At 50.1% G+C, this 26,627-nt stretch carries 25 protein-coding genes (1 of these 25 cut by a window edge); 19 read left to right on the forward strand and 6 right to left on the reverse strand.

Going from position 1 to position 26,627, the window contains the following annotated elements; genetic code table 11:
- Nucleotides 1–61: 61 nt before the first annotated feature.
- Entirely contained in the window at nt 62–682 is a 621-nt protein-coding gene (gene rhtC, locus A9B99_RS09415) for a threonine export protein RhtC (protein ID WP_064596916.1), read from the forward strand.
- 25 nt (nt 683–707) lie between these two features.
- On the opposite strand, the gene rhtB is transcribed toward rhtC, so the two are convergent.
- Entirely contained in the window at nt 708–1,328 is a 621-nt protein-coding gene (gene rhtB, locus A9B99_RS09420; protein ID WP_064596918.1) for a homoserine/homoserine lactone efflux protein, read from the reverse strand.
- A gap of 111 nt (nt 1,329–1,439) precedes the next feature.
- Between rhtB and pldB the strand changes: the two genes are divergently transcribed.
- The 3 genes from pldB to A9B99_RS09435 all read left to right on the forward strand — a co-directional run bounded on the left by pldB (nt 1,440) and on the right by A9B99_RS09435 (nt 4,297).
- On the forward strand, nt 1,440–2,435 hold the full coding sequence (gene pldB / locus A9B99_RS09425; protein WP_064596960.1) for a lysophospholipase L2: 996 nt from the start codon (nt 1,440–1,442) through the stop codon (nt 2,433–2,435).
- Between the two features lie 45 nt (nt 2,436–2,480).
- Nucleotides 2,481–3,281, forward strand: a complete 801-nt coding sequence (gene yigL, locus A9B99_RS09430) for a sugar/pyridoxal phosphate phosphatase YigL (RefSeq protein ID WP_064596920.1) — start codon at nt 2,481–2,483, stop codon at nt 3,279–3,281.
- A gap of 116 nt (nt 3,282–3,397) precedes the next feature.
- Nucleotides 3,398–4,297 carry a carboxylate/amino acid/amine transporter gene (locus A9B99_RS09435; RefSeq protein WP_064596962.1) on the forward strand — a complete coding sequence of 300 codons (900 nt, stop codon included), beginning with the start codon at nt 3,398–3,400 and terminating at the stop codon, nt 4,295–4,297.
- On the opposite strand, the gene metR is transcribed toward A9B99_RS09435, so the two are convergent.
- Complete coding sequence (gene metR, locus A9B99_RS09440) at nt 4,185–5,138, reverse strand: HTH-type transcriptional regulator MetR (RefSeq protein ID WP_064596922.1); 954 nt, start codon at nt 5,136–5,138, stop codon at nt 4,185–4,187. The two genes, A9B99_RS09435 and metR, sit on opposite strands and share 113 nt — an antisense overlap.
- 104 nt (nt 5,139–5,242) lie before the next feature.
- On the opposite strand from metR, the gene metE reads away from it, so the two are divergent.
- Complete coding sequence (gene metE, locus A9B99_RS09445) at nt 5,243–7,507, forward strand: 5-methyltetrahydropteroyltriglutamate--homocysteine S-methyltransferase (RefSeq protein WP_064596964.1); 2,265 nt, start codon at nt 5,243–5,245, stop codon at nt 7,505–7,507.
- An 84-nt stretch (nt 7,508–7,591) separates the two neighbouring features.
- Here metE and A9B99_RS09450 read toward each other — a convergent pair whose 3' ends face one another.
- Nucleotides 7,592–8,425, reverse strand: coding sequence for a dienelactone hydrolase family protein (locus A9B99_RS09450; RefSeq protein ID WP_064596924.1), 834 nt, complete (start codon nt 8,423–8,425; stop codon nt 7,592–7,594).
- A gap of 251 nt (nt 8,426–8,676) precedes the next feature.
- Here A9B99_RS09450 and udp point away from each other — a divergent pair, with 251 nt between their 5' ends.
- The 9 genes from udp (at nt 8,677) to tatD (ending at nt 16,803) form a co-directional block, all read left to right on the forward strand.
- Nucleotides 8,677–9,438 (forward strand): uridine phosphorylase, encoded by a 762-nt coding sequence (udp, locus tag A9B99_RS09455; RefSeq protein ID WP_036115512.1) that lies wholly within the window; start codon nt 8,677–8,679, stop codon nt 9,436–9,438.
- A gap of 195 nt (nt 9,439–9,633) precedes the next feature.
- Nucleotides 9,634–11,022, forward strand: a complete 1,389-nt coding sequence (rmuC, locus tag A9B99_RS09460) for a DNA recombination protein RmuC (RefSeq protein WP_064596966.1) — start codon at nt 9,634–9,636, stop codon at nt 11,020–11,022.
- 112 nt (nt 11,023–11,134) lie between these two features.
- The gene (ubiE, locus tag A9B99_RS09465) at nt 11,135–11,896 is read left to right on the forward strand and encodes a bifunctional demethylmenaquinone methyltransferase/2-methoxy-6-polyprenyl-1,4-benzoquinol methylase UbiE (RefSeq protein WP_064596926.1); all 762 of its coding nucleotides are present in this window, start codon (nt 11,135–11,137) and stop codon (nt 11,894–11,896) included.
- Between the two features lie 25 nt (nt 11,897–11,921).
- Nucleotides 11,922–12,527 carry a ubiquinone biosynthesis protein UbiJ gene (ubiJ, locus tag A9B99_RS09470; protein WP_064596928.1) on the forward strand — a complete coding sequence of 202 codons (606 nt, stop codon included), beginning with the start codon at nt 11,922–11,924 and terminating at the stop codon, nt 12,525–12,527.
- A complete protein-coding gene (gene ubiB / locus A9B99_RS09475) occupies nt 12,524–14,164 on the forward strand; it encodes a ubiquinone biosynthesis regulatory protein kinase UbiB (protein WP_064596930.1) in 1,641 nt (546 codons plus the stop codon). Before ubiJ ends, ubiB begins: the two co-directional genes overlap by 4 nt.
- Before the next feature lie 71 nt (nt 14,165–14,235).
- On the forward strand, nt 14,236–14,499 hold the full coding sequence (gene tatA / locus A9B99_RS09480) for a twin-arginine translocase TatA/TatE family subunit (protein ID WP_064596933.1): 264 nt from the start codon (nt 14,236–14,238) through the stop codon (nt 14,497–14,499).
- Between the two features lie 3 nt (nt 14,500–14,502).
- Nucleotides 14,503–15,033: a Sec-independent protein translocase protein TatB gene (gene tatB, locus A9B99_RS09485; protein WP_064596935.1), complete on the forward strand. Its 531-nt coding sequence runs from the start codon at nt 14,503–14,505 to the stop codon at nt 15,031–15,033.
- Nucleotides 15,034–15,035: 2 nt separating this feature from the next.
- Nucleotides 15,036–15,812 (forward strand): Sec-independent protein translocase subunit TatC, encoded by a 777-nt coding sequence (tatC, locus tag A9B99_RS09490; RefSeq protein WP_064596936.1) that lies wholly within the window; start codon nt 15,036–15,038, stop codon nt 15,810–15,812.
- Nucleotides 15,813–16,020: 208 nt separating this feature from the next.
- Nucleotides 16,021–16,803, forward strand: coding sequence for a 3'-5' ssDNA/RNA exonuclease TatD (gene tatD / locus A9B99_RS09495; RefSeq protein ID WP_064596938.1), 783 nt, complete (start codon nt 16,021–16,023; stop codon nt 16,801–16,803).
- Between the two features lie 20 nt (nt 16,804–16,823).
- On the opposite strand, the gene rfaH is transcribed toward tatD, so the two are convergent.
- Nucleotides 16,824–17,315: a transcription/translation regulatory transformer protein RfaH gene (rfaH, locus tag A9B99_RS09500; protein ID WP_064596940.1), complete on the reverse strand. Its 492-nt coding sequence runs from the start codon at nt 17,313–17,315 to the stop codon at nt 16,824–16,826.
- 233 nt (nt 17,316–17,548) lie between these two features.
- Between rfaH and ubiD the strand changes: the two genes are divergently transcribed.
- Complete coding sequence (ubiD, locus tag A9B99_RS09505) at nt 17,549–19,033, forward strand: 4-hydroxy-3-polyprenylbenzoate decarboxylase (RefSeq protein ID WP_064596942.1); 1,485 nt, start codon at nt 17,549–17,551, stop codon at nt 19,031–19,033.
- A gap of 46 nt (nt 19,034–19,079) precedes the next feature.
- Nucleotides 19,080–19,781: an NAD(P)H-flavin reductase gene (gene fre / locus A9B99_RS09510; protein ID WP_064596944.1), complete on the forward strand. Its 702-nt coding sequence runs from the start codon at nt 19,080–19,082 to the stop codon at nt 19,779–19,781.
- Between the two features lie 103 nt (nt 19,782–19,884).
- On the opposite strand, the gene fadA is transcribed toward fre, so the two are convergent.
- Nucleotides 19,885–21,051, reverse strand: coding sequence for an acetyl-CoA C-acyltransferase FadA (fadA, locus tag A9B99_RS09515; protein ID WP_064596946.1), 1,167 nt, complete (start codon nt 21,049–21,051; stop codon nt 19,885–19,887).
- 10 nt (nt 21,052–21,061) lie between these two features.
- On the reverse strand, nt 21,062–23,251 hold the full coding sequence (gene fadB / locus A9B99_RS09520; protein WP_064596948.1) for a fatty acid oxidation complex subunit alpha FadB: 2,190 nt from the start codon (nt 23,249–23,251) through the stop codon (nt 21,062–21,064).
- A gap of 187 nt (nt 23,252–23,438) precedes the next feature.
- On the opposite strand from fadB, the gene pepQ reads away from it, so the two are divergent.
- The 3 genes in view from pepQ to trkH are tightly spaced (at most 30 nt apart) and all read left to right on the forward strand, a layout consistent with a single transcriptional unit that may run on beyond the window.
- Complete coding sequence (gene pepQ, locus A9B99_RS09525; protein ID WP_064596950.1) at nt 23,439–24,770, forward strand: Xaa-Pro dipeptidase; 1,332 nt, start codon at nt 23,439–23,441, stop codon at nt 24,768–24,770.
- Entirely contained in the window at nt 24,770–25,381 is a 612-nt protein-coding gene (locus tag A9B99_RS09530; RefSeq protein ID WP_064596952.1) for an IMPACT family protein, read from the forward strand. Before pepQ ends, A9B99_RS09530 begins: the two co-directional genes overlap by 1 nt.
- 30 nt (nt 25,382–25,411) lie before the next feature.
- Nucleotides 25,412–26,627 carry the 5' portion of a Trk system potassium transporter TrkH gene (gene trkH, locus A9B99_RS09535; protein WP_064596954.1) on the forward strand. The gene runs 236 nt beyond the window's last position, so the window shows 1,216 of its 1,452 coding nt (coding positions 1–1,216); it begins with the start codon at nt 25,412–25,414; the stop codon falls past the right edge of the window.

A 26,627-nucleotide genomic window follows, 5' to 3' on the forward strand; every position in this document is an offset into this window, starting at 1 on the left:
CGGGCAGCAGAGAAACGTGCCAGGATAATACCTCCTGCGATTATTCTCCTGCGAGCAAATTATGTTAATGCTTTTTCTGTCCGTGGCACTGGTGCATTTCTTAGCGCTGATAAGCCCTGGCCCGGATTTCTTTTTTGTATCTCAAACGGCTATCAGCCGCTCTCGCCGTGAAGCCATTATGGGCGTACTGGGCATCACCTGTGGCGTAATGGTCTGGTCAGGTGTGGCGCTGCTTGGCCTGCATCTTATTCTGGAAAAAATGGCCTGGCTGCACACCATTATTATGGTGGGTGGTGGTTTGTATTTATGCTGGATGGGTTTCCAGATGCTGCGGGGTGTACTTAAAAAACCAGTGGCGCATGAGCCAACACAGCAAGTTGAGCTGGCTCAGGCGGGTCGTAGCTTCCTGAAAGGGCTGCTAACCAACCTGGCTAACCCCAAAGCCATTATCTATTTCGGGAGTGTTTTCTCACTGTTTCTTGGTGACAGTGTTGGCGCACCAGAACGCGTTGGGCTGTTTTGCCTGATTGCGTTAGAAACCTTTGCCTGGTTTGCTGTGGTCGCCAGCCTGTTTGCGTTACCTAAAATGCGGCAAGGCTACCAGCGGCTGGCTAAATGGATTGACGGGATGGCAGGTGCCTTGTTTACCGGGTTCGGTATCCATCTGATTATTTCCCGTTAATCAGCACCTGCTTTTTAACATGCAATTATGCCTGGCGCGCACTGGCAAGCAGTGCGCCCACCAGCATAAAGAGTGAACCAAACACTCTGTTCAGCGCCTTCATCTGGTGTGGCCCTTTAATCCAGCCCGCAATACGTTGTGCCAGTGTGGCATAACCAATCATCACCACAATATCCACTGCAACGGTAGTTACGCCCAACACCACATACTGCATGACCTGCGGCTGGTGCGGCACAATAAATTGTGGAAACAGAGCAGCCAGGAAGACAATGCTTTTGGGGTTGGTCAGATTGACAAACGTCGCACGCTGGAACAATTTGCGCCGGGGTTGTTGTTGCGCCAGGGCTTTCAGATCAAGCGCACCTGCAGCGCGCCATTGCTGAATACCCAGCCACACCAGGTAAGCGGCACCAGCCCATTTGAGAATTTCGAACGCCAGTAGAGAGTGAGAGAACAGCGTCCCTAAACCCACGCCGACCAGAACAATATGAATCGCCAGCCCGGTTTGCAGGCCGGCAATCGATGCGGCAGCCCCCCGGTAACCGTGACTCATGGCGGTACTCATGGTATTAATTGCGCCAGACCCTGGCGATAAACTTAAAATTATCGTTGTAATAAAATAGGTAAACCACCACTCGAGATTCATCCTGCATTCCTGATCAGCACACTTTTATGTCACAATACGCCATTGTCAGGTGTTGCGCTACGGCTCACAAAAAAAGTGCTATTCCACTATTGAAAGGTGCTGATGCTTGCTATGAAAAAGCACAAAAATGAGTGGACCGAAAGGGAAAAAGCCTTTGCTGCTTTTGCTGTGGGTCCACTAAATGATTTCTGGCAGCAGCGTGAAGAATGCGAGCTCGCAGGGGTTGAAGGTGTTCCCATTCGCTATGTCCGCTTCCGCAGTAAAAAACATCATCAGGTGGTGGTTATCTGCCCCGGGCGAATTGAAAGCTATGTGAAATACGCTGAAGTTGCCTGGGATCTGTTTCATTGTGGCTTTGACGTATTAATCATTGATCATCGTGGGCAGGGCAGATCCGGGCGGATGCTGGACGATCCTCATCGTGGTCATGTGGTGAATTTTAGTGATTATGTCGATGATTTAACGTCATTCTGGCAGCAGGAAGTCGTTCCGGGTCCGTGGAAAAAACGTTTTATTCTGGCGCACTCGATGGGAGGCGCGATTACGGCGCTGTTCTTAAGCCAAAACCCACAGGCTTGTGATGCCGTAGCGTTATGCGCCCCAATGTTTGGCATTGTTATTCGCCTGCCAGACTGGATGGTGAGGCATATCCTTGACTGGGCGGAAGGTTACCCAAAAATCAGTGAAGGTTACGCGATGGGAACCGGGCGCTGGCAACCGCTGCCCTTTGTAATGAATACATTAACCCACAGTCCTGAGCGTTACCGCCGTAATCTGCGTTTATATGCCGATGATCCGCGGTTACGTGTGGGTGGCCCAACTTACCATTGGGTGCGGGAAGGTATCCTTGCAGGTGAACAGGTTTTGGCAGAGGCCACTGCTATGACCACGCCGGTATTGCTCCTGCAGGCAGAACAGGATCGTGTTGTGGATAACCGGATGCACGATAAGTTCTGTGAAATTAGAGCCGCGGCGGGCCACCCATGTGAGGGGGGAAAACCTTACGTCATAGAAGGTGCGTATCATGAGATCCTGTTTGAAAAGGACGATATGCGCGCTGTTGCATTGCATGCCATTGTGGATTTTTTTACACGGTATGCAGATTAAAGGCATGAGGCCTTAACGTTATTTTCACCAGAGGTAGAATCGCCTATGTACCATGTTGTCGCGTCGGATTTAGACGGCACATTGTTATCGCCTGAGCACAGGCTCACGGCATTTGCCAAAGAGACATTAAAGCTACTGGTAAACCAGGATATCCACTTTATTTTCGCTACCGGGCGGCACCATATTGATGTCAGCCAGATTAGGGATAATCTGGGTATTCAGTCGTATATGATTACGTCCAATGGTGCCCGGGTGCACGATAGCCAGGGTAATCAGGTATTCGCCCATGATTTAGACCGGGACATTGCTGGCGATTTGTACGGAATAGTTGCAGGGAATAAAGACATTACCACCAATGTTTATCGTGGTGATGAATGGTTTATCAGCCAGCCACGGCCAGAAGATATGGTGTATTTTCGTGAGGCCGTATTTAACTACCAGCTATTCCAGCCAGGAATGCTGGAAACCGATGGCGTCAGCAAAGTGTTCTTTACTTGTGATTCCCACGAGAAGTTACTGCCACTGGAGCAGGCCATTAATGCCCGCTGGGGCGACCGGGTAAATGTCAGTTTCTCAACCGTTACTTGCCTTGAAGTGATGGCAGGTGGTGTCTCAAAAGGCCATGCGCTGGAAGCGGTTGCGAAGGCGATGGGCTACCAGTTAAAAGACTGTATCGCGTTTGGCGACGGCATGAATGACAAAGAGATGCTCTCTATGGCCGGGAAAGGCTGCATCATGGGAAATGCTCATCAGCGCCTGAAAGACTTGTTGCCCGAACTGGAAGTGATTGGAACCAACGTAACTGATGCTGTACCGCATTATCTGCGGAAATTATTTCTCTCCTGAGAACGGCAGTTAACTAACGAGTGGTTTTATTTTAACCACTCGTAAACTAAATAGTTGGGCGCGCAACTGCCTGTCTCGCTAAAATATTGGTTCGTTTCATTATGAGCCAATATGCCGTGATCTTACTGATAATCACCACTATTTTGTGGGCTTTTTCCTTCAGCCTGATAGGCGAGTACCTCGCCGGTCATGTTGACAGCTATTTTTCTGTTCTGATGCGTATTGGCCTGGCTGCACTGGTTTTTTTGCCTTTTCTGCGAACCTGCGGGCAAAAATGGCGCACGTTATTGTCCTATATGCTGGTTGGCGCCATGCAACTGGGCGTGATGTATCTGTTCAGCTTCCGGGCTTATCTCTACCTTACAGTGTCAGAATTCCTGCTATTTACCATCTTCACTCCACTGTATGTCACGCTGATATACGATGTGCTGAGCCACCGCAAGTTGCGCTGGGGCTATGCGCTGAGCGCGTTGCTGGCAGTGGCCGGTGCTGCGATTATTCGTTACGGCAAACTGAGTGATCACTTCTGGCTCGGCCTGTTACTGGTGCAACTTGCCAATATCAGTTTTGCCATTGGCATGGTGGGTTACAAACGCCTGATGGAAGTACACCCAATGCCGCAGCACAGTGCCATTTCCTGGTTTTATTTGGGGGCACTGATTGTGGCGGTTATCGCCTGGTTTACATTGGGTAACCCAAATAAATTACCAGAGACCTCTCTACAGTGGGGCATACTGGTCTGGCTGGGTGTGGCTGCATCCGGGCTGGGATATTTTATGTGGAATTATGGCGCAACGCAGGTGGATGCGGGAACGCTTGGCATTATGAACAATGTGCATATCCCGGCCGGGCTGCTGGTTAACCTGGCTATCTGGCAACAGCAGCCCCGCTGGAGCAGTTTTCTTACTGGCGCAGCAGTGATTCTGGCTTCCCTGTGGGTGCATCGGCGCTGGGTCGTTCCGCATTCCTCACAAACGGCAGGTGGTCGCAGGCGTGCTGGCGCGCCGATCGAATAAACGCTTCGATAACCGGTTGGCGCTGTTCTCCGTCCCGCACGGCAGCGTACAACCGGCTCCATAAACCTTCGCCCAGAGTTCGGGTTACGACCAGGTTCTGGCGTTCAAAACTTTCCACTACCCAGTGTGGCAAGGCTGCAATCCCCATGCGGGCTGCCACCATCTGAATAAGCAGCAAAGTATTATCCACACTCTTCAGAGAGGGGCTGATGCCTGCTGGCTGCAGAAAATGACGCCAGACATCAAGGCGCTGGCGCTGTACCGGGTAAATTAACAGTGTTTCACGCGCCAGGTCTTCCGGGCTGATTCGGGCTTTCCCCGCCAGTGGGTGATCTGCAGCCAGAACCAGGCGCACTTCATAATCAAACATCGGCGAATAATGCAGATCGCTACGTGGCAGAATATCGGAGGTCAGCACGATATCCAGCTCACTTTGCTGCAAGGCGGGTTGCGGGTCGAAAGTCACGCCGGATTTAAAATCCATCTCTACCTGTGGCCACAGTTTGTGGAAATGTTCCAGAGCGGGGGTCAACCACTGTATGCAGCTATGGCATTCAATCGCAATGCGCAATGTGCTCTGTTGCGGCTCATGGCAATCCTGCAGCGCCTGCTGAATTTGTGGCAACACCTGTGCGGCAAGTTGTAACAGAATTTCACCCTGGGGAGTGAAACGCAGAGGCTGGCTTTTACGGATAAACAGCCGAAACCCGAGCCGTTGCTCCAGATCGCTGAACTGGTGAGAAAGGGCCGATTGCGTCTGGTGCAGGACGGCAGCAGCAGCGGCCAGTGACCCACTACTGCGGAGTGCCTGCAGGGTTCTCAGGTGTTTTATCTCGATCATGAAAGTCCTTCACTTCGCCTTGAGGATTTTGCGCTTGAGGAATATACAGTACCTGCGGAATATAGATGTGTAAACATCTGGATGGCTAAATGGAGAAAGAAAAAATGACTGTCCTCAACCATACCCTCGGTTTTCCGCGTATTGGCCTGCGACGCGAACTAAAAAAAGCACAGGAAAGTTATTGGGCTGGCGCCCTGAGCCGTGAAGCATTGTTCGAAGCCGGGCGTGAATTACGTGCTCGTCACTGGCAACAACAAAGTGATGCCGGTATCAACATACTTCCTGTTGGCGATTTCGCCTGGTACGACCATGTCCTGGGTACCAGCCTGTTGCTGGGTAATGTCCCTGCACGCCACCAAAACGCCGATGGTAGTATTGATATCGACACCTTATTCCGTATTGGCCGTGGACGGGCGCCAACGGGGGAACCTGCCGCCGCCGCAGAAATGACCAAGTGGTTTAATACCAACTACCACTATATGGTGCCGGAATTTACCCTGGGGCAGTCATTTCACCTGGGCTGGACACAACTGTTGGATGAGGTTGATGAAGCGCTGGCACTCAACCACAAGGTAAAACCCGTATTGCTGGGGCCTGTGACTTATCTGTGGTTGGGTAAAGTGAAGGGTGAAGCTTTCGATCGTTTATCGTTGTTAAAGGATATCCTGCCTGTCTATCAACAAGTACTCGATGAACTCGCGAAACGTGGTATTGAGTGGGTACAAATTGATGAGCCCGCTCTGGTTCTGGAATTGCCAAAGGCATGGCTGGAGGCATTTAAACCGGCTTATCAGGCGCTGAGTGGCCGGGTCAAATTACTGCTGACTACCTATTTTGAAGGTATCACTCCTAACCTCGATACTATCACGGCATTACCTGTACAAGGGGTGCATGTCGATTTGGTTCACGGCCATGATGATGTGACAGAATTACACCGCAAACTGCCATCAGACTGGTTATTGTCTGCCGGTGTTATTAACGGGCGTAATGTCTGGCGCGCTGACTTAACACAAAAATACCAGCAACTTAAAGGTATTGCTGGCCAGCGCCCTCTATGGGTTGCCTCTTCTTGTTCTTTACTGCACAGCCCCATTGACCTGCGTGTTGAAACCCGTCTTGACGCTGAAGTGAAAAGTTGGTTTGCCTTCGCGGTACAAAAATGTGAAGAGCTGGCGTTACTTGCCCATGCGCTAAACAGTGGTGATACCCGTAATCTGGTTGAATGGAGTACCCCGATTCAGGCCCGATCTGATTCTCGCCGTGTGCATAACCAGGCTGTTGCTGAACGCCTTGCCACTATTGGTGAACAGGATAGCCAGCGAGCCAGCGCGTACGCAAAACGTGCTCAGCTGCAGCGTGCACATTTCAATTTGCCTGCCTGGCCGACCACCACAATTGGGTCATTTCCGCAGACAAAAGAGATTCGTGGTCTGCGTCTGGATTTCAAACAGGGACGTTTGGATGCGGGCAACTACCGTACCAGTATTGCGGAGCATATCCGCCAGGCGGTGCAGGAGCAGGAACGTTTGGGGTTGGACGTGCTGGTGCACGGTGAGGCAGAACGTAATGATATGGTTGAGTATTTTGGCGAGCATCTTGATGGCTTTGCCTTCACCCAAAACGGGTGGGTACAAAGTTATGGTTCGCGCTGTGTAAAACCGCCTGTCGTGACTGGCGATGTCAGCCGCCCGTCCCCCATCACGGTTGAGTGGGCCAAATATGCTCAGTCATTAACAGATAAACCAATGAAAGGCATGCTGACCGGTCCGGTCACAATCTTATGTTGGTCATTCCCTCGCGAAGATGTCAGCCGCGAAACGATTGCTAAACAAATTGCCCTGGCTCTGCGTGATGAAGTGGCAGACCTGGAAGCGGCAGGTATTGGCATTATTCAGATAGATGAGCCTGCATTGCGGGAAGGTTTGCCGCTGCGCCAGAGTGACTGGCAGGCTTATTTGACATGGGCCGTGGAAGCATTTCGCCTGAACGCCGCGGTTGCTAAAGACGAAACACAGATTCATACCCACATGTGTTACTGCGAATTTAATGACATCATGGATTCCATTGCGGCACTGGATGCGGATGTCATTACTATCGAGACATCACGTTCTGATATGGAACTGCTTGAATCCTTTGAAGAGTTTGAATACCCGAACGAAATTGGGCCTGGTGTGTATGATATTCATTCACCTAATGTACCTGATGTTGCCTGGATAGAAAATTTGCTGAAGAAAGCCGCCCGTTATATTCCGGCTGAACGGTTGTGGGTAAACCCGGATTGCGGGCTGAAAACGCGGGGCTGGCAAGAAACCCGCGCAGCACTGGCAAATATGGTAGAGGCTGCCCGTAACCTGCGCCAGTCCGGTTAATCAATCCATTTAAGTGTGGCCTGCAATTAGTGACCAGCAATGAAAAAGGAAAGGCTTCTGGCCTTTCCTCGTCTTTTTATCACGTTAGCCGCCTATTTTGCTTTTATCATACGCCGTGAACCAGGCAAGCATTCTTTCCCAGCCATCCTGTGCTGACGCCTGGTGGTAGCTGGGACGGTAGTCGGCGTTAAATGCGTGCCCCGCTTCCGGGTAAACCACGATTTCTGCTTTCGCATTTGCCGCGCGCAATGCCTGGCGCATGGTTTCTACGCTGTCGAGCGGGATGCCGTCATCTTTGCCGCCATACAAGCCCAAAACAGGAGCGCTAAGGTTTGCAGTAACATCAACCGGGTGTTGAGGTGATGTCAGTGTGTGTGCGCCAACCAGACGACCATACCAGGCCACAGCAGCTTTAAGTTGGGGATTATGTGCAGCGTACAGCCAGCAAATACGGCCACCCCAGCAAAATCCTGTAATAAACAAACGGTGCAGATCGCCATGATTCTTGCCTGCCCAACTGGCTACATGATCCAAATCTGCCAGCACCTGCGCATCCGGTACTTTACTCACCAAATCGCGAAGCAATGCACTGATCTCAGTGTACTCATTCGGACAGCCCTGGCGGAAATAGAGTTCTGGGGCAACAGCCAGATACCCGAGGTGCGCCAGACGTCTGCAGACATCTTTAATATGTTCATGCACGCCGAAGATCTCTTGTACCACAATGACAACAGGCAAAGGTGCCGCAATGTTCTGTGGCCGCGCATACCAGGCAGGCATGTTTTCACCCTGGGTTGCTATAGTCGTTTCGCCCGTATGCAGGCCTTCATCGCTGGTATGAATAACGGTGGATGTGACCGGGGATACCGCAGGTGCGAATTGGTTATTGGCCGGCGGGGTTGTCTTTTTTTCTGTCATCGCAATCTCCGTGTGAATAGCGCATAAACTTAACTATAGCTGTACAAGGGTGTGCTGGCAGTGTGCAAAAAGTGTAATTAAAACAAATTTTCTGACTGCTTCAATTTTAACTTGTGATTAATGTCTCAAGTTAAAAGCAACATGATGCAATAATCACTTTTTATAGTGACTATTATCACTTTTTAAAACCAGAGACTTCAGTAGAGTACAGCTTTACTTCACCCGAACATTGACTCAAAGAGGAGTGATTTATGTCCAGGTCTGACGTGTTTCATCTTGGGCTTACCAAAGCGGATTTACAGGGCGCAACACTGGCGATTGTTCCGGGCGACCCTGAGCGGGTGGAAAAAATAGCCGCATTAATGGATAACCCGGTAAAACTGGCTGCACACCGTGAATTTACGTCATGGCGAGCGGAGTTAGCGGGGAAATCGGTCATTGTTTGCTCCACTGGCATCGGTGGTCCGTCTACCTCTATTGCTGTTGAAGAACTGGCTCAACTGGGTATTCGCACCTTCCTGCGTGTAGGGACCACAGGTGCTATTCAGCCACATATCAATGTGGGCGATGTTTTAGTCACAACGGCATCTGTTCGCCTTGATGGTGCAAGCCTGCATTTTGCACCGATGGAGTATCCGGCAGTGGCGGATTTTGCCTGCACCACTGCATTAGTTGAAGCAGCCAAAGCTGTTGGCGCGACTACGCATATCGGCGTGACTGCATCGTCTGATACTTTTTACCCAGGCCAGGAACGCTATGACACGTTTTCCGGGCGTGTTGTCAGCCGATTTAAAGGCTCTATGGAAGAGTGGCAACAAATGGGTGTCATGAACTACGAAATGGAATCCGCGACGCTGCTGACCATGTGTGCCAGCCAGGGTTTACGCGCCGGGATGGTTGCTGGTGTCATTGTTAACCGCACTCAGCAAGAAATCCCCAATGCGGAAACCATGAAACAAACGGAAAGCCATGCGGTGAAAATCGTGGTAGAGGCTGCGCGTCGCCTGCTCTGATTATTGCCAATACGCCAGCGGGGAACCCTCCGCTGGTTTATCTCATGCTCCCTTGTTTATTGTCATCCTCTCTCCTGAACGGCCAAAAAACAGCCAAATCACCCCTGGATTGCTATCAGGCACCATAAAACCTTTTAATCTGGACATTTATACAGCAGAATTTTAGTGGGCTCAGATTTTCAGGTGGGAGGGAGTGTGGCATTTACCTGGTTTTTCCTTGCGGGCGGATTAGCTGTTGGTGGCTTAACGGGGTGGTTGCTTGCCAGTTTGCGTGCAGCACGGCATATGGCAGAAGAACAGGCTGCGCATCGTGATGTTTACGGTGAACTCATGGCAACCCGCCAACAACTGGTGCAAAGCCAGCACTGGCAAGAAGAATACGAACAACTGAATCAGGAGTTACGCAATCAACTGGATATTAACCGTATTCAGGAGGCAGACCTGCGTGAAATGGCAACCAGGCTGGAAGAAAACCGTTTACATACGGAAGATAAACACCGGCAGATGATCAACAGTGAACAACGCCTGAGTGAACAATTTGAAAACCTGGCTAACCGTATTTTTTCTCAAAGCCACCAACGTATGGATGAGCAGAACCGCCAGAGTTTATCGGGCCTGCTGGCACCATTGCGGGAACAACTGGATGGCTTTCGCCGGCAGGTCCAGGAAAATTTTGGCGCTGAAGCCCGCGAGCGGCACACTCTGACCCATGAAATTCGGCAGCTACAGCAACTCAATGAGAAGATGACGCAAGAAGCCGTCAACCTTACCCGGGCACTGAAAGGCGATAATAAAACCCAGGGGAACTGGGGCGAAGTTGTGCTGGCCCGTGTTCTGGAAGCATCCGGCTTGCGGGAAGGGGCTGAATATGAAACCCAGGTCAGTGTCACATTAGATAACCACAGCCGTATGCAGCCTGATGTAATTGTGCGCCTGCCGCAAAATAAAGATGTGGTGATAGACGCCAAAATGACGCTGGTGGCCTATGAGCGCTATTTTAATGCCGATGACGATGTTGCCCGGGAAGCGGCGCTTAATGAACATATTGCGGCAATACGTAACCATATTCGTCTGCTGGGCCGAAAAGATTACCAACAACTTCCTGGTTTACGCTCGCTGGATTATGTGCTGATGTTTATTCCGGTGGAGCCCGCTTTTTTGTTGGCAATAGACCGTCAGCCAGAGCTGATTAGTGAAGCTTTGCGCAATAATATTATGCTGGTCAGTCCGACAACGCTGTTGGTGGCATTGCGCACGATAGCGAATCTTTGGCGCTATGAGCATCAAAGCCGCAATGCCCAACAAATCGCTGAGCGTGCAAGCCGGTTGTATGACAAAATGCGCCTCTTTGTTGATGATATGATGGCGATAGGGCAAAGCCTTAACAAAGCCCAGGACAATTATCACCAGGCAATGAAAAAATTAGCTCATGGGCGCGGGAATTTGCTGGTTCAGGCAGATTCATTCCGTGAGTTAGGGGTAGAAATCAAGCGTGAGATAAATCCTGAACTAACTGAACAGGCACGCCAGGAAGATACTGATGCCAGTGTGGCATCACGGCAGGATACGCCACTACCGCCCTGACAGGCGCAATAACAATCGCCTGGTGGCATTTCGCTACCAGGTTTGAGGTTTAGAGCAATATTGCGCAATCTGTTACACTTCACACTCTTTTTTAGGATGGGCAGGCACTAAGATGGCTGATGAATCTGATTCAAAAGATACTACGCATTTCGGTTATCGTACCGTAGCGACAGAACAAAAGGCGGATATGGTCGCGCAGGTTTTTCATTCGGTAGCGTCAAAATATGACCTGATGAACGATCTGATGTCCTTTGGTATTCATCGCATATGGAAGCGCTTCACGATTGATTGCAGTGGTGTAAGGCGCGGGCAGTGTGTGCTCGATTTAGCGGGTGGTACCGGCGACCTCGCTGCCAAATTCTCGCGACTGGTTGGCGAAAGCGGCAAAGTAGTGCTGGCAGATATTAATGACTCCATGTTGAAAATGGGGCGTGAGAAGCTGCGTAACCTCGGCATTGTCGGTAATGTTGAGTATGTTCAGGCCAACGCTGAAGCGCTGCCATTCCCGGACAACACCTTTGACTGCATCACCATCTCTTTTGGGTTGCGTAATGTGACAGATAAAGACAAAGCGTTACGCTCGATGTTTCGGGTTCTGAAACCCGGTGGGCGGTTGCTGGTGCTGGAGTTTTCTAAACCCATTCTCAAACCGCTCAGTAAGGCTTATGACGCGTATTCTTTCCACGTCCTGCCGCGGATTGGAGAATTAGTTGCTCATGATTCGGAAAGTTACCGCTATCTGGCTGAGTCTATTCGCATGCATCCTGATCAGGAAACACTGAAGGGCATGATGGAAGAGGCAGGGTTTGAAAACGTCACTTATTTCAATATGACTGGCGGAATTGTCGCACTGCATCGCGGCTATAAATTCTGAAGAAAGGCCTGACAGGAGGCGCAGGATGCCATTTATGCCATTGATGACAGCAGGGATTGAAACTGCACTGAATAAGCTGCTCTGGCAGGATAAAGCGCTCAGGGCGGCCCGCCAGCGTTTATACGGGAAAGTATTGCGTATTATCCTTCAGGAACTGAATGCCCCTCTTGTTATGGTTTTCAGTGAGCAACAACTGGATGTTGTGGCGCAGTGGGATGGTGAAGTCGATTGCACGGTGGTAACACGGTTATCGGTTTTACCCTCACTGCAAGATCGTAGCCAACTAACCCGGCTGATTCGCCAGGGGGATCTTGAGGTTCAGGGAGATATCCAGGTGGTACAGAGTATGGTGGCGTTACTTGACCTGGCTGAAATTGACCCGGCAGAAATGCTGGCTCCCTGGACGGGAGATGTCGTCGCAGAAGGCCTGAGCAGGGTTGTACGTAATGGCGGTCAATTTTTGAAGCAACAACTGGTTCGCCAGCACCAGAATGTATCTCAGGCTATCACTGAGGAATGGCGTCTGGCGCCTGGCTCTCTTGAAGTTGCGTGGTTTACTGAAGAAGCACAAGCACTGGATACTGCTGTTGAAAACCTGAGTCAGCGGCTTGAGAAACTGGAGGCCAAATGACGCCCGGTGAGATTCGCCGCCTGTACTTCATCATTCGTACTTTTCTGACTTACGGTCTTGATGAACTTATCCCTAAAATGCGCATTACGTTGCCTCTGCGTTTATGGCGGCGTTTATTGTTCTGGTTGCCAAACCGGCATAAAGATTTGTCGCTTGGTGAGCGCCTGCGCCTGGCGTTACAGGAGCTTGGCCCTGTCTGGATAAAGTTTGGTCAGATGCTATCCACTCGCAGGGATCTGTTTCCCCCCGCGATTGCCGATCAACTGGCCCTGTTGCAAGACCGTGTCGCTCCCTTTGATGGTCACCTTGCGCAGCAGCAAATCGAAAAGGCGATGGGCGATATTCCGGTGGAAACCTGGTTTGATGATTTTGCTGTTGAACCTCTTGCGTCTGCGTCCATTGCGCAGGTGCATACCGCACGCCTGAAAGACAACGGCAAAGAAGTGGTGATTAAGGTTATCCGTCCGGATATCCTGCCTGTTATTAAAGCCGATATCCGGCTTATCTACCGCCTGGCGCGTTGGGTACCGCGCCTGATGCCGGACGGGCGCAGGTTGCGCCCCACCGAAGTCGTACGCGAATACGAAAAAACGTTAATGGATGAGCTGAATTTATTGCGGGAAGCCGCCAATGGTATTCAGTTACGACGTAATTTTGAAAACAGCCCGATGCTGTACGTTCCTGAGGTTTATTCAGACTACTGCAGCGAGAATATGCTGGTTATGGAACGTATTTATGGGATACCGGTCTCAGATGTTGCGGCCCTGGAAAAAAATGGCACCAACATGAAGCTGCTGGCTGAACGTGGGGTTCAGGTCTTTTTTACTCAGGTTTTTCGCGACAGTTTCTTTCATGCAGATATGCATCCGGGCAATATTTTTGTAAGTTACGAGCATCCGGAAAACCCGCAGTACATAGGTATTGATTGTGGAATTGTGGGGTCGCTGAATAAAGATGACAAACGCTATCTGGCTGAAAACTTTATCGCATTTTTTAACCGTGATTACCGCAAGGTAGCTGAATTGCATGTGGATTCAGGATGGGTTCCGCCAGATACCAACGTGGAAGAGTTTGAGTTTGCCATCCGTACCGTTTGTGAGCCTATTTTTGAAAAGCCGCTGGCGGAAATTTCCTTCGGCCATGTATTACTCAATCTGTTTAATACAGCCCGGCGGTTCAATATGGAAGTACAGCCGCAATTGGTGCTGTTACAGAAAACCCTGTTATATGTAGAAGGTGTCGGGCGGCAACTATACCCACAACTCGACTTGTGGAAAACGGCAAAGCCGTTCCTTGAATCCTGGATAAAAGACCAGGTGGGTATTCCCGCACTGGTCAGGGCATTCAAAGAGAAAGCGCCGTTTTGGGTAGAAAAAATGCCTGAACTCCCGGAGCTTTTTTATGAAAGTTTGCGCCAGGGGCGGCATTTACAGCACAGCATGGATAAGATTTCCCGTGAATTGCACGATAATCGGGTACGTCAGGGGCAGTCGCGATATTTGTTTGGCATTGGTGCAACACTGATTATCAGTGGTACGCTGTTGCTAATTAATCGGCCTGACTGGGGTATGATGCCCGCATGGCTAATGGTAGGTGGCATCGCTACATGGCTTGTGGGCTGGTGGCGTACTACCTGATTTTTTCATTATGAAAGCGTAGGCTCCGCGTGTGCGAGGCCGGACTTCATTTTTCGTCTCTGAGGAACATTATGGGTGGTATTAGTATCTGGCAATTATTGATAATCGTTGTCATTGTTGTGTTGCTGTTTGGCACCAGGAAACTCAGCTCTTTGGGTTCTGATCTTGGCGCATCCATCAAAGGCTTTAAAAAAGCAATGAATGATGACGATGATGACAAAGGCGACAAAACGAAATCCGCACCTGATGCCGATTTCACCACCAGGAACTTGTCAGAAAAAACTGACGAGAAAATGAAAGACGAACAGAAAAAGAGCGATAAAGAGCAGGTGTAAACAGTGTTCGATATTGGTTTTGGCGAGTTATTACTGATTTTTATAATTGGTCTGGTTGTGCTTGGGCCTGAACGCCTGCCTGTTGCTGTGAAAACAGTTGCGGGTTGGGTTCGGGCGTTGCGTTCGCTCGCCTCAACTGTGCAAAACGAGTTGGCGCAGGAGTTAAAACTTCAGGAGTTTCAGGACAGCCTGAAAAAAGTTGAAAAGGCGAGCATGGACAACCTGACGCCTGAACTGAAATCTTCTATGGATGAGCTGCGTGCAGCGGCTGAATCAATGAAACGCTCCTACAGCCATCCTGATCCTGAAAAACGCAGTGATGAAGAAAACACCATCGGTAACCCTGCGAAGCAACAGGCAGTGCAGGATGAAACAGCATCTTCATCAACTGAGCAAGGCTCGCTCCAGGAAACGGCGACATCGCAGCTTTCTGCAGTGCCTGCACACTCTTCTGATGGGCGTGAGGCTGAAGCGGTGGCCGGTAAAACCAGCGATGAAGCTTCAGTGTCTTCCGTATCGAACAAGAAAGGGTAACTATGGCAGTCGATGATACCCAACCGCTGATTAGTCATCTGATAGAGCTTCGCAAGCGCCTGCTGAATTGTATGATTGCTGTGCTGGTCATCTTTCTCGCGCTGGTCTATTTTTCTAATGACATCTATCAACTGATTTCTGCGCCATTAATTAAGCAGATGCCGCATGGTGCGAGCATGATTGCAACAGATGTCGCATCACCTTTTTTCACCCCCATCAAGCTGACAATTATGGTGTCGGTGATTTTGTCAGCACCCGTTATCCTCTACCAGGTGTGGGCATTTATTGCGCCAGCGCTGTACCGGCATGAGCGTCGTCTTGTGGTGCCATTGCTTATTTCCAGCACTTTTTTGTTCTATATTGGCATGGCCTTTGCCTATTTTGTGGTCTTTCCCCTCGCATTTGGCTTTCTGACACGAACCGCACCCGCAGGGGTCGTGATATCAACGGATATCACGAATTATCTTGATTTTGTCATGTCACTCTTCATGGCGTTTGGTGTGGCATTTGAAGTCCCCGTTGCGATTGTCCTGTTGTGCTGGATGGGTGTGACAACCCCGGCGGACTTGAAGAAAAAGCGTCCTTACATACTGGTTGGGGCGTTTGTGGTGGGAATGCTGCTCACGCCACCTGATATCTTTTCACAGACCTTGCTGGCTGTGCCTATGTATTTGTTGTTTGAAATAGGCGTTTTCTGTTCCCGGTTCTATGTAGGGAAACGACGCCCACAAGATATGTCCGATGGCGAAGACCCGGACAACGCGGACAACGCCAGTTAATTTCATGTAAGCCACCGCCCTTAACGGGCGGTCAGATTGATGAAAAAGAAGGAAAAAGCGTGGTTTTTCCTTCTTTTTAGTTAGCAGCCGAAAACCAATGAATTGATTTTCCTGGTTTTTTGTTGGGTGACATCCTCTCGCCTGTGCGTACATGAGGTTTGTCATCAGACTCACCGCCCTTAACGGGCGGTTTTTTCAGGTTACTCCTATGTTCGATATCGGTGTTAATTTAACCAGTCCACAGTTTGATAAAGACCGTGCTGACGTTGTTTCTCGTGCGCAAAGTGCGGGTGTCCATGGTTTGTTAGTGACCGGAACCAGTGTGCGGGAAAGTGAACAGGCGCTGACCTGTGCTACTGAGTTTAAGAATTGTTGGGCAACAGCCGGTGTACATCCCCATGATGCCAGTACCTGGAATGAGGCGGTGGCTGAGAGCATTTATTGCCTTGCCGGGCAAGATAAAGTGGTGGCTGTTGGCGAATGTGGGCTGGATTTTAACCGTAATTTTTCTTCTCCCCCTGATCAGGAACGGGCTTTTTCTGCGCAACTGGCTATCGCGGCTGAATGTGAGTTGCCTGTTTTCCTTCACTGCCGTGAAGCGCATGACCGCTTTATGGTGTTGCTAACACCCTGGCTGAATAAGCTGCCTGCGGTAGTATTGCATTGTTTCACAGGAACCCGACAAGAGGCCGATGTGTGCCTGAAGCACGGTATGTATCTGGGAATAACCGGGTGGGTATGTGATGAGCGCAGGGGGTTAGCACTGCGGGAGTTATTACCGGTAATTCCGGCAAGCCAGCTATTTTTGGAAACCGATGCGCCTTATTTGTTGCCCAGAGATCTGTTACCCAAACCGCGTTCTCGCCGCAATGAGCCTTGTTTGTTACCACATATTCTTCAACAGGTTGCCCGGTGGCGTAATGAGGACCTGAATGAACTTGAGGCCACTACAGACAATAATGTACGACGGGTTTTTAACCTTAGTTTCTGATATCCCCTGATCCCGGGGCGTTAAATTTTGCGAAACTCGGTATTTTTAACGCTTCTCAACACCTGTTTGTTTAGCAGGTTAAGCAGAAGAATGGAGCGGGTTTCGCCATCGGGTTCGGTAAAAATGGCATCCAGCCCTTCGAATGTTCCATCCGTAATTACAACCTGGTCGCCAGGATATGGTGTCTCCGGGTCGGTAATATCGGAACCTGGCTGATAACTCAGTAACTGGTTGATAACATCGGTGGGTACAATGGCAGGCTGCGTACCAAAACGCACAAAATGGCTGACTCCCCGGGTAGAATTAACCGTTGTGGTGTGAATTCTTTCCGGGTCGAATTCGACAAATAAATAGTTTGGAAATAAGGGTTCCTGTACCGCAGTCCGCTTACCACGCACAATTTTTTCAAGGGTGATCATTGGCGTGACACAATTAACCAACTGGCGCTCCAGATGCTCTTGCGCCCGTTGTACTTGCCCACGTTTACAATAAAGCAGATACCAGGATTCCATAATGTCTCTAATATTGTCGCCCGACTGGCAAGCATAGCAAATAGTGCAGAAGAGGGATAGCCGCTCAAGTAACGTGGCTATTTACCCGTGTATTTTCTCCAGCGGCCTGGGGTATTACAGGTAAAGTTGTACGCAGGTTGTGCGGTGAATTCACGCTAATTTAACAAAATTACAGCATCAACGGGCTTAAGTCCGTATAATGATGTGCTAAATTTGGTGCGAAAAAGAACAGCATGAAATATCACGATCTACGCGAATTTCTTACCCTGCTCGAAGCGCAGGGTGAACTAAAACGTATTACACTCCCTGTTGATCCCCATTTGGAAATAACAGAAATAGCTGACCGCACTCTGCGTGCAGGCGGCCCTGCACTATTGTTCGAAAATCCAAAAGGTTACAAGATGCCCGTGCTATGTAATTTATTCGGTACGGCAAAACGGGTGGCAATGGGCATGGGGCGTGACGATGTTTCCGCGTTACGTGAAGTGGGGACGTTACTGGCGTTCCTCAAGGAGCCTGAGGTTCCTAAAGGCTTTCGTGATTTATTCGATAAAATTCCGCATTTTAAACAAGTTCTCAATATGCCCGCAAAGCGGGTTCGCTCAGCACCTTGCCAGGAAATTGTCCAGCAGGGTAACGATGTAGACCTGGGGCAGATCCCAGTCATGCATTGCTGGCCCGAAGATGCCGCACCGTTGATTACCTGGGGGCTGACTGTGACGCGTGGCCCACATAAGGAACGTCAAAACCTCGGGATTTATCGTCAACAGGTGTTGGGTAAAAACAAAATTATTATGCGTTGGCTATCTCACCGTGGCGGCGCACTGGATTTTCAGGAATTTTGTCAAAACAATCCGGGCGAGCGCTTCCCCGTTTCTGTGGCGCTGGGGGCAGACCCGGCCACTTTACTGGGTGCAGTAACGCCTGTGCCGGACACACTGTCAGAGTATGCTTTCGCCGGGTTGCTGCGTGGCAATAAAACGGAAGTGGTCAGGTGCCTGTCCAACGACCTCGAAGTGCCTGCCAGTGCAGAGATTGTACTGGAAGGTTACATTGAACCAGGCGAAGTGGCAGTAGAAGGGCCTTATGGTGACCATACTGGGTACTACAATGAAGTGGATAGCTTCCCGGTGATGACAGTCACACATATTACGCGCCGCGAAGATGCCATTTACCACTCAACATATACCGGCCGCCCGCCTGATGAACCGGCGGTGATGGGGGTGGCGCTGAACGAAGTTTTTGTGCCTATTTTGCAAAAACAATTCCCGGAAATTGTCGATTTTTATTTGCCGCCAGAGGGGTGTTCTTACCGTATGGCAGTAGTCACGATGAAAAAACAGTATCCGGGGCATGCCAAACGCGTAATGATGGGCGTATGGTCATTCTTGCGTCAGTTTATGTATACAAAGTTTGTTATTGTATGTGATGACGATATCAACGCGCGTGACTGGAACGATGTTATCTGGGCGATTACTACGCGTATGGATCCTGCCCGGGATACTGTGATGATTGAAAACACACCGATTGATTATCTGGATTTCGCTTCGCCTGTTTCCGGGCTGGGTTCGAAAATGGGGCTGGATGCCACAAATAAATGGCCAGGTGAGACACAACGTGAGTGGGGGCATCCCATAACCAAAGATCCTGATGTGGTCGCTCGTGTTGATGCTATCTGGTCGCAGCTTGGTATAGTGGATGACGGTAAAACTGCCTGAGCCGCAGCCGTTGCAACATCGCTTTAATGACCCGAAGAGGGAACGCATGACAATTTTAAGCTGTAAAGTGACCTCGGTAGAAGCCATTACGGATACGGTGTATCGTGTACGTTTACTACCGGAAGCTGATTTTTCTTTTCGTGCCGGGCAGTATTTGATGGTAGTAATGGATGAGCGGGATAAACGCCCGTTTTCTCTGGCTTCCACGCCGTCTGAACATGACTATATCGAATTGCATATTGGTGCGTCTGAACTGAATCTGTACGCAATGGCTGTGATGGACAGGATCCTGAAAGACCGTGAAATTGTCGTCGATTTGCCCCACGGTGAAGCCTGGTTGCGTGAAGAGGATGATCGCCCACTGGTTCTGATTGCCGGTGGTACGGGTTTCTCTTATGTTCGCTCAATTCTGCTTACTGCGCTGGAACGTAACCCACTGCGGGATATCGCAATTTACTGGGGCGGGCGTGAAGAAAAACACTTGTACGATCTCAATGAACTCGAAGCACTGACTCTTCAGCACCCCAATTTGCGGGTTGAAGCTGTGGTCGAGCAGCCTGAGGGAGGTTGGCAGGGACGCACCGGGACGGTACTGGCTGCTGTTATGCAGGATTATGGTACGCTTGCCGGGCATGATATTTACATCGCCGGCCGTTTTGAAATGGCGAAAATTGCCCGCGAGCTGTTCTGTAATGAGCGCAGCGCGCGTGAAGACCGCATGTTTGGTGACGCTTTTTCTTTCATCTGACAGAAACGTTAGAAGCGGGAGAACACCACGTAACTAAAGGTGTTTTTCCGCCAAAACATGAAAAAACCCGCCCCTGACAGGCGGGAAAACGGCAACTAATCGGTTACTCAGTTCGTTCAAAAACGGTCGCAATACCCTGTCCCAGCCCAATACACATTGTCGCCAGGCCAAACTGCGCATCTTTCCCCGCCATAATATTCAACAAGGTTGTGCTGATACGCGCACCGGAACACCCCAGTGGGTGGCCTAACGCGATGGCACCGCCGTTAAGATTTATTTTCTCATCCAGCATATCCATAAGCCCCAGATCTTTAATACAAGGCAATACCTGAGCGGCGAATGCTTCATTCATTTCAAATACATCTATGTCTGCTGGGGTAAGCCCGGCCTTTTTGAGCGCCAGTTTTGATGCGGGTACCGGGCCATACCCCATAATCGAAGGATCACAACCTACTACGGACATAGAACGAATGCGGGCCCGAATGGGTAACCCAAGTGCCTTCGCCCGGCTCTCACTCATGACCAGCAGGGCTGCAGCCCCATCGGACAGTGCGGATGAACTGCCTGCGGTAACGGTACCCGTGACGGGATCAAAGGCCGGTTTCAGTGCCGCGAGACTTTCCCGGTTAGTCTCAGGACGAATAACTTCATCTGTGCCCAGCATAAGCGGAACGCCTTGTGCATCATGGCCACCTGTTGGCACAATTTCACTTTTGAACGCGCCAGACTGTGTTGCGGCAAAAGCACGCTTGTGTGACCGTTCTGCAAACGCATCCTGCATTTCACGGGAAATGCCGTGCATTCGGGCCAGCATCTCAGCCGTAAGACCCATCATCCCGGCCGCTTTAGCAACATTCCGGCTCAGGCCCGGGTGAAAATCCACCCCGTGGCTCATGGGGACATGACCCATATGTTCCACGCCACCGACCAGACAAACATGTGCGTCACCTGTCATTATCATGCGGGCTGCATCATGCAGTGCCTGCATAGATGAGCCACATAGCCTGTTAACCGTTACAGCTGGCACACTGTGTGGGATCTCGGCAAGCAGTGCAGCGTTTCGGGCAACGTTGAAACCCTGCTCCAGTGTTTGCTGAACACAGCCCCAATAAATATCGTCAATTTCCGCGGCATCCAGTGCCGGGTTGCGTGCCAGCAGGCTGCGCATCAAGTGAGCGGATAAATCCTCTGCACGGGTAAAGCGAAATGCCCCGCCTTTTGAACGGCCCATTGGGGTTCTGATGGCATCAACGATGACAACTTTTTCCATAACTCACTCCTCAGGCACATTGCAGGTTACTGGATGGGCGGGCAGGCTCCACAGATGGATAATAGCTTGCGTTGGTGCGGGCTTTTTCGCGTAAGCCATCGGTGACGGTATACAGTGGCCCAAGTTCCTGGTAGTGATTTGCCATATCGAGATATTTGGCACTTCCCAGAGAATCCAGCCAGCGCAGCGCTCCACCATGAAACGGAGGGAAGCCAAGGCCATACACCAAAGCAATATCAGCTTCTCCAGGCGAAGCGATAATGTTTTCTTCCAGGCAGCGAATGACTTCGTTAACCATGGGGATCATCATGCGTGCAATAATGGCTTCATCACTGAACTCAGCCGCGGGCTGGCAAACCTCACAGAGCAGGCCAGCAACACTCTCATCAGCGATTTTACGCGGCTTGCCTTTGCTGTCGGTTTCATAGCGCCAGAAACCCTGGCCACTTTTTTGCCCATAACGTCCGGCGTCAAACAGCACATCAATGGCATCGCGATAGGCTTTCTGCATGCGCTGCGGGTAGCCAGCGGCCATTACCGCCTGGGCATGGTGAGCGGTATCGATTCCGACTACATCAAGCAGGTAAGCCGGGCCCATCGGCCAGCCAAACTGTTTTTCCATCACCCGGTCAATCTGGCGGAAATCGGCACCATCTTTGAGTAGTTGGCTGAAACCAGCAAAATACGGGAACAGAACCCGGTTTACGAAGAACCCTGGACAATCATTCACCACTATTGGTGTTTTCCCCATTTTGCTGGCCCAGGCAACTACTTTGGCAAGTGTGGTTTCACTGGTTTGCTTACCGCGGATCACTTCGACCAGCGGCATACGGTGCACCGGGTTAAAAAAGTGCATACCACAGAAATTTTCCGGGCGTTGTAATACGCTGGCCAGTTCACTGATCGGAATGGTCGATGTATTCGAAGCCAGTACGCAGTCCGGGCGAATGTGATTTTCGGTTTCGGCCAGCACGGTTTTTTTAACTTTCGGGTTCTCAACAACTGCTTCAACCACCACATCAGCTTTCTCAAAACCTGCATAATGCAGTGTTGGCTGAATAGCCGCCATCACACTGGCGAGCCTGATACCATCAATTTTCCCACGCTCAAGTTGTTTGTTCAGTAACTTACTGGCTTCACTGATGCCCAGCGCCAGCGCCTTCTCATTGATATCTTTCATGAGTACCGGTACGCCTTTCCAGGCGGACTGCCAGGCGATACCGCCACCCATAATTCCCGCACCCAGAACAGCAGCCTGCTGTGGTAATGCAACATCGTGGCTGTATTTTTTCGCCAGGCTTTTTACGTGCTGATCGTTAAGGAAAATGCCAACCAGAGCCCGGGCCTGAGGGGAATGAGCCAGGGGAACAAAACTTTGATTCTCCAGCTTCAGAGCATCATCTCTGCCTAATGTGGCGGCAGCTTCTATTGTTTTTACTGCTGTCATTGGTGCCGGGTAATGTTTCCCGGCAGTTTGAGCAACCATGCCTTTGGCAATCGTAAAACTCATGGTGGCTTCAATTTTACTGAGTTTCAACGGCGCCAGTTTTACAGCACGTTTGCTGCGCCAGTCCTGGTTTCCGGTTATGGCCTGTTGTAAGACCTGCACTGCTGCGGTTTTCAGGTTCTCCTGGCTTACCACACCATCAACCAGACCTATTTTCAGTGCCTGCTGTGCATCCACATCTTTGCCTGCGGCAATAATTTCCAGCGCGCTGTCCGTACCGAGCAATCGAGGCAAGCGAACAGAACCGCCAAACCCAGGCATAATCCCCAGTTTTGTTTCCGGTAAACCAATACGTGCTTCCGGTGTGGCAAGGCGGAAATCAGTTGCCAGCACACATTCGCAACCACCACCCAGCGCATAGCCATTAACCGCGGATATTGTTGGTACAGGCAGATCTTCAAGGCGGTTAAATACGCTATTGGCGAAGTGCAACCATTGGCTGAGCTGCTCGGCCGGGACCAAAAACAGAGAAAGAAACTCCATGATATCTGCGCCGACAATAAAAGCATTTTTATCAGAACGCAGTAACAGACCTTTTAGATCTTTTTGTTTTTCAAGTATATCCAGTGCATTTCCGAGGCTGGCAACCGTCGCGGTGTCCAGCTTATTGACTGAACCGGGCGCGCTAAATACCAGTTCGGCAATGCCATTTTCCAGCCAGTCGAGATAAAGGGTTTCACCTTGGTAGAGCATGTCAGTCTCCTGAATCCAGCAAAGGGATCTGGTCGTACCAGATGAGCGGAGTGTGGAATTTATGTTAAAAAATTGCAAATTAATCTTTAATTTTTTGCTGGAAAGATCACGGATACGCGAAAACACGCTCTGAATAAGCGGGTGTGTTAAAATGCCCACTTCAGGGTTAACGTACAAAGGGTAAGTTATGGACTCGTTAGTCGCACTGTATAAAGAACATATTGAGGCATTGCAGGAACGTACTCGCAATGTGCTGGCACGTTTCAATCTGGATGCACTACTGATTCATTCCGGTGAATTATTTAATGTTTTTCTCGATGATCACCCTTATCCATTTAAAGTTAACCCGCAGTTTAAAGCCTGGGTACCTGTTACACAGGTACCTAATTGTTGGCTGTTGGTGGATGGCGTCAGTAAGCCAAAATTGTGGTTCTGGTTGCCTGTTGATTACTGGCACAACGTTGAACCGTTACCGCAATCTTTTTGGACTGATGAAATTGAACTGAGTGCTCTGGCTAATGCCAAAGAGATTGGCAGTATGCTGCCCGCTCAACGCAAAAATATTGCTTATATTGGCCCGGTTCCGGAACGCGCTCTGCAACTCAACATTGAAGCCAGCAATATTAACCCTCAGGGAGTGATTGATTACCTGCACTTCTACCGGGCCTATAAAACCGAGTATGAACTGGCTTGCATGCGTGAGGCGCAAAAAATGGCGGTGGTGGGTCATCATGCAGCTCATGATGCCTTTCTGTCCGGGATGAGTGAGTTTGATATCAACCAGGCCTATTTAACCGCGACGGGTCACCGGGACACTGATGTTCCTTACGGCAATATTGTGGCGTTGAATGAGCATGCTGCGGTATTGCATTACACAAAACTGGATCACCAGGTTCCGGCTAAAAACCTCAGTTTCTTGCTGGACGCTGGGGCTGAATATAACGGTTATGCCGCAGATCTGACGCGCACATGGTCGGCTCAAAATGACAATGATTTTGCCGCACTGATTAAAGACGTGAATGAACATCAGCAGGCACTGATTGCCACTATGCAGGCAGGCACACGCTATACCGAATATCATTTACAGTTCCATCAGCGTATTGCGCAGATACTGCGTAAACACCAGATAATTACTGGCATCAGTGAAGAGGCAATGGTAGATGCGGATATTACCGGACCTTTCATGCCTCATGGCATTGGACATTCGCTGGGGCTGCAGGTGCATGATGTAGCCGGATTTATGCAGGATGACTCCGGCACAAACTTACCAGCACCAGAGAAGTACCCGTATCTGCGTTGTACCCGGGTGCTTGAACCCGGTATGGTGCTGACTATCGAGCCTGGCATCTATTTTATTGAGTCTTTGCTGTCAGCCTGGCGAGAAGGGGCGTATAGCAAACATTTCAACTGGCAGAAAATTGAATCGCTGAAACCCTATGGCGGTATTCGTATCGAAGATAACGTGGTGATTCATGAGAAGAGCATTGAGAACATGACACGGGATCTGAAACTCAGTTAATGGAGAGTTGGCTCATTCCTGTTGCGCCCGTAGAAGTGAGTGCTGAGATTAAAAAAAGTCGGTTTATTACTTTTCTGGCACATACCGATGGCGTGGCTGCAGCAAAAGCATTTGTTGAGCAAATACGCTCTACGCACCCCAGTGCACGGCATCATTGCTGGGCCTGGGTAGCCGGTGCGCCTGACGACTCACAGCAACTCGGTTTCTCCGATGACGGTGAACCTGCCGGAACCGCAGGTAAACCGATTCTTGCGCAGTTACAGGGAAGCGGAGTGGGTGAAATTACCGCTGTCGTGGTGCGTTATTATGGTGGTGTATTGCTGGGTACCGGTGGGTTAGTCAAAGCCTATGGTGGTGGTGTTAGCGATGCGTTAGCTCAGTTAACTACGCAGCGGAAGATGGCACTGAGGTCCTATACTTTGCGTTGTGAATATGGGTTGCTGGCTTCTGTTGAGGGACTTGTTGCTCAAACACAAGGGCTCATTGTTTCCAGTGACTATCAGGATGTGGTGCTGTTAACTATCGCATTGCCCCCGAGTCATATTGACGTGTTTCGTTCGCGCCTGGCAGACATGAGCCGGGGTTCGATACAATTATTCCCTTTTGGATAGTCTCTCTTATTTTCGAAGGATCCACGCGTGATGCATTTTCGCCCTATAGTCAGAATTGTTGGCTTACTGGTTATTTTATTTTCGGGAACGATGTTTATTCCCGGGCTGGTGGCCCTGATCTATCGAGATGGCGCGGGGAGAGCCTTTACACAAACCTTTTTCGTTGCGTTGGCTATCGGCGCGTTGCTGTGGTGGCCCAACCGCCACCAAAAGCGCGAGTTAAAACCACGGGAAGGTTTTTTGATAGTCGTGTTGTTCTGGACTGTTCTGGGGAGTGTCGGGGCACTGCCCTTTATTTTCGCTGAGCGCCCCAATCTCACTATCACCGATGCATTTTTTGAATCTTTCTCCGGGTTAACAACCACAGGTGCAACAACACTGGTTGGTCTGGATACACTGCCACATGCCATTTTATTTTATCGCCAGATGCTGCAATGGTTCGGTGGTATGGGAATCATTGTGCTGGCTGTGGCTATCTTGCCAATTTTGGGCGTTGGGGGATTGCAGCTTTATCGCGCGGAAATGCCAGGGCCACTAAAAGATAACAAAATGCGCCCACGTATTGCTGAAACAGCCAAAACACTCTGGCTTATTTATGTATTACTGACCATTGCCTGTGCTGCCGCTTTGTGGTTTGCCGGCATGCCCATGTTTGATGCTATCAGCCACAGTTTCTCCACTATCGCCATTGGTGGTTTCTCCACTCATGATGCCAGCATTGGTTACTTTGACAGCCCGGCAATTAACTCAATCATCGCGCTGTTTTTATTGATTTCAGGGTGTAACTACAGCCTGCACTTTTCGTTGCTGAGCGGGAGAAGTTTGAAAGTGTACTGGCGTGACCCCGAATTTCGTATGTTTATTGGGGTGCAATTCTCGCTGGTATTGATTTGTACGCTGGTGTTAATTCTGCATCACACCTACGGCTCATTCTGGCAAACTCTGAATCAATCTTTTTTCCAGGTTGTCTCCATGGCAACAACGGCAGGGTTTACTACAGACAGTATTGCGCGCTGGCCCCTTTTCCTGCCGGTATTACTATTATGCTCGGCATTTATTGGTGGTTGTGCCGGTTCGACCGGTGGTGGCCTGAAAGTTATCCGTATCCTGCTGTTATTTAAACAAGGAAATCGTGAGCTTAAACGCCTGGTACACCCTAATGCGGTTTACAGCATTAAGTTAGGGAACCGTGCATTGCCGGAGCGCATCCTGGAGTCAGTGTGGGGCTTTTTCTCTGCTTATGCAT

The sequence above is a fragment of the Mangrovibacter phragmitis genome, from assembly GCF_001655675.1.
In the GTDB taxonomy this organism is placed as follows: Bacteria; Pseudomonadota; Gammaproteobacteria; order Enterobacterales; family Enterobacteriaceae; genus Mangrovibacter; species Mangrovibacter phragmitis.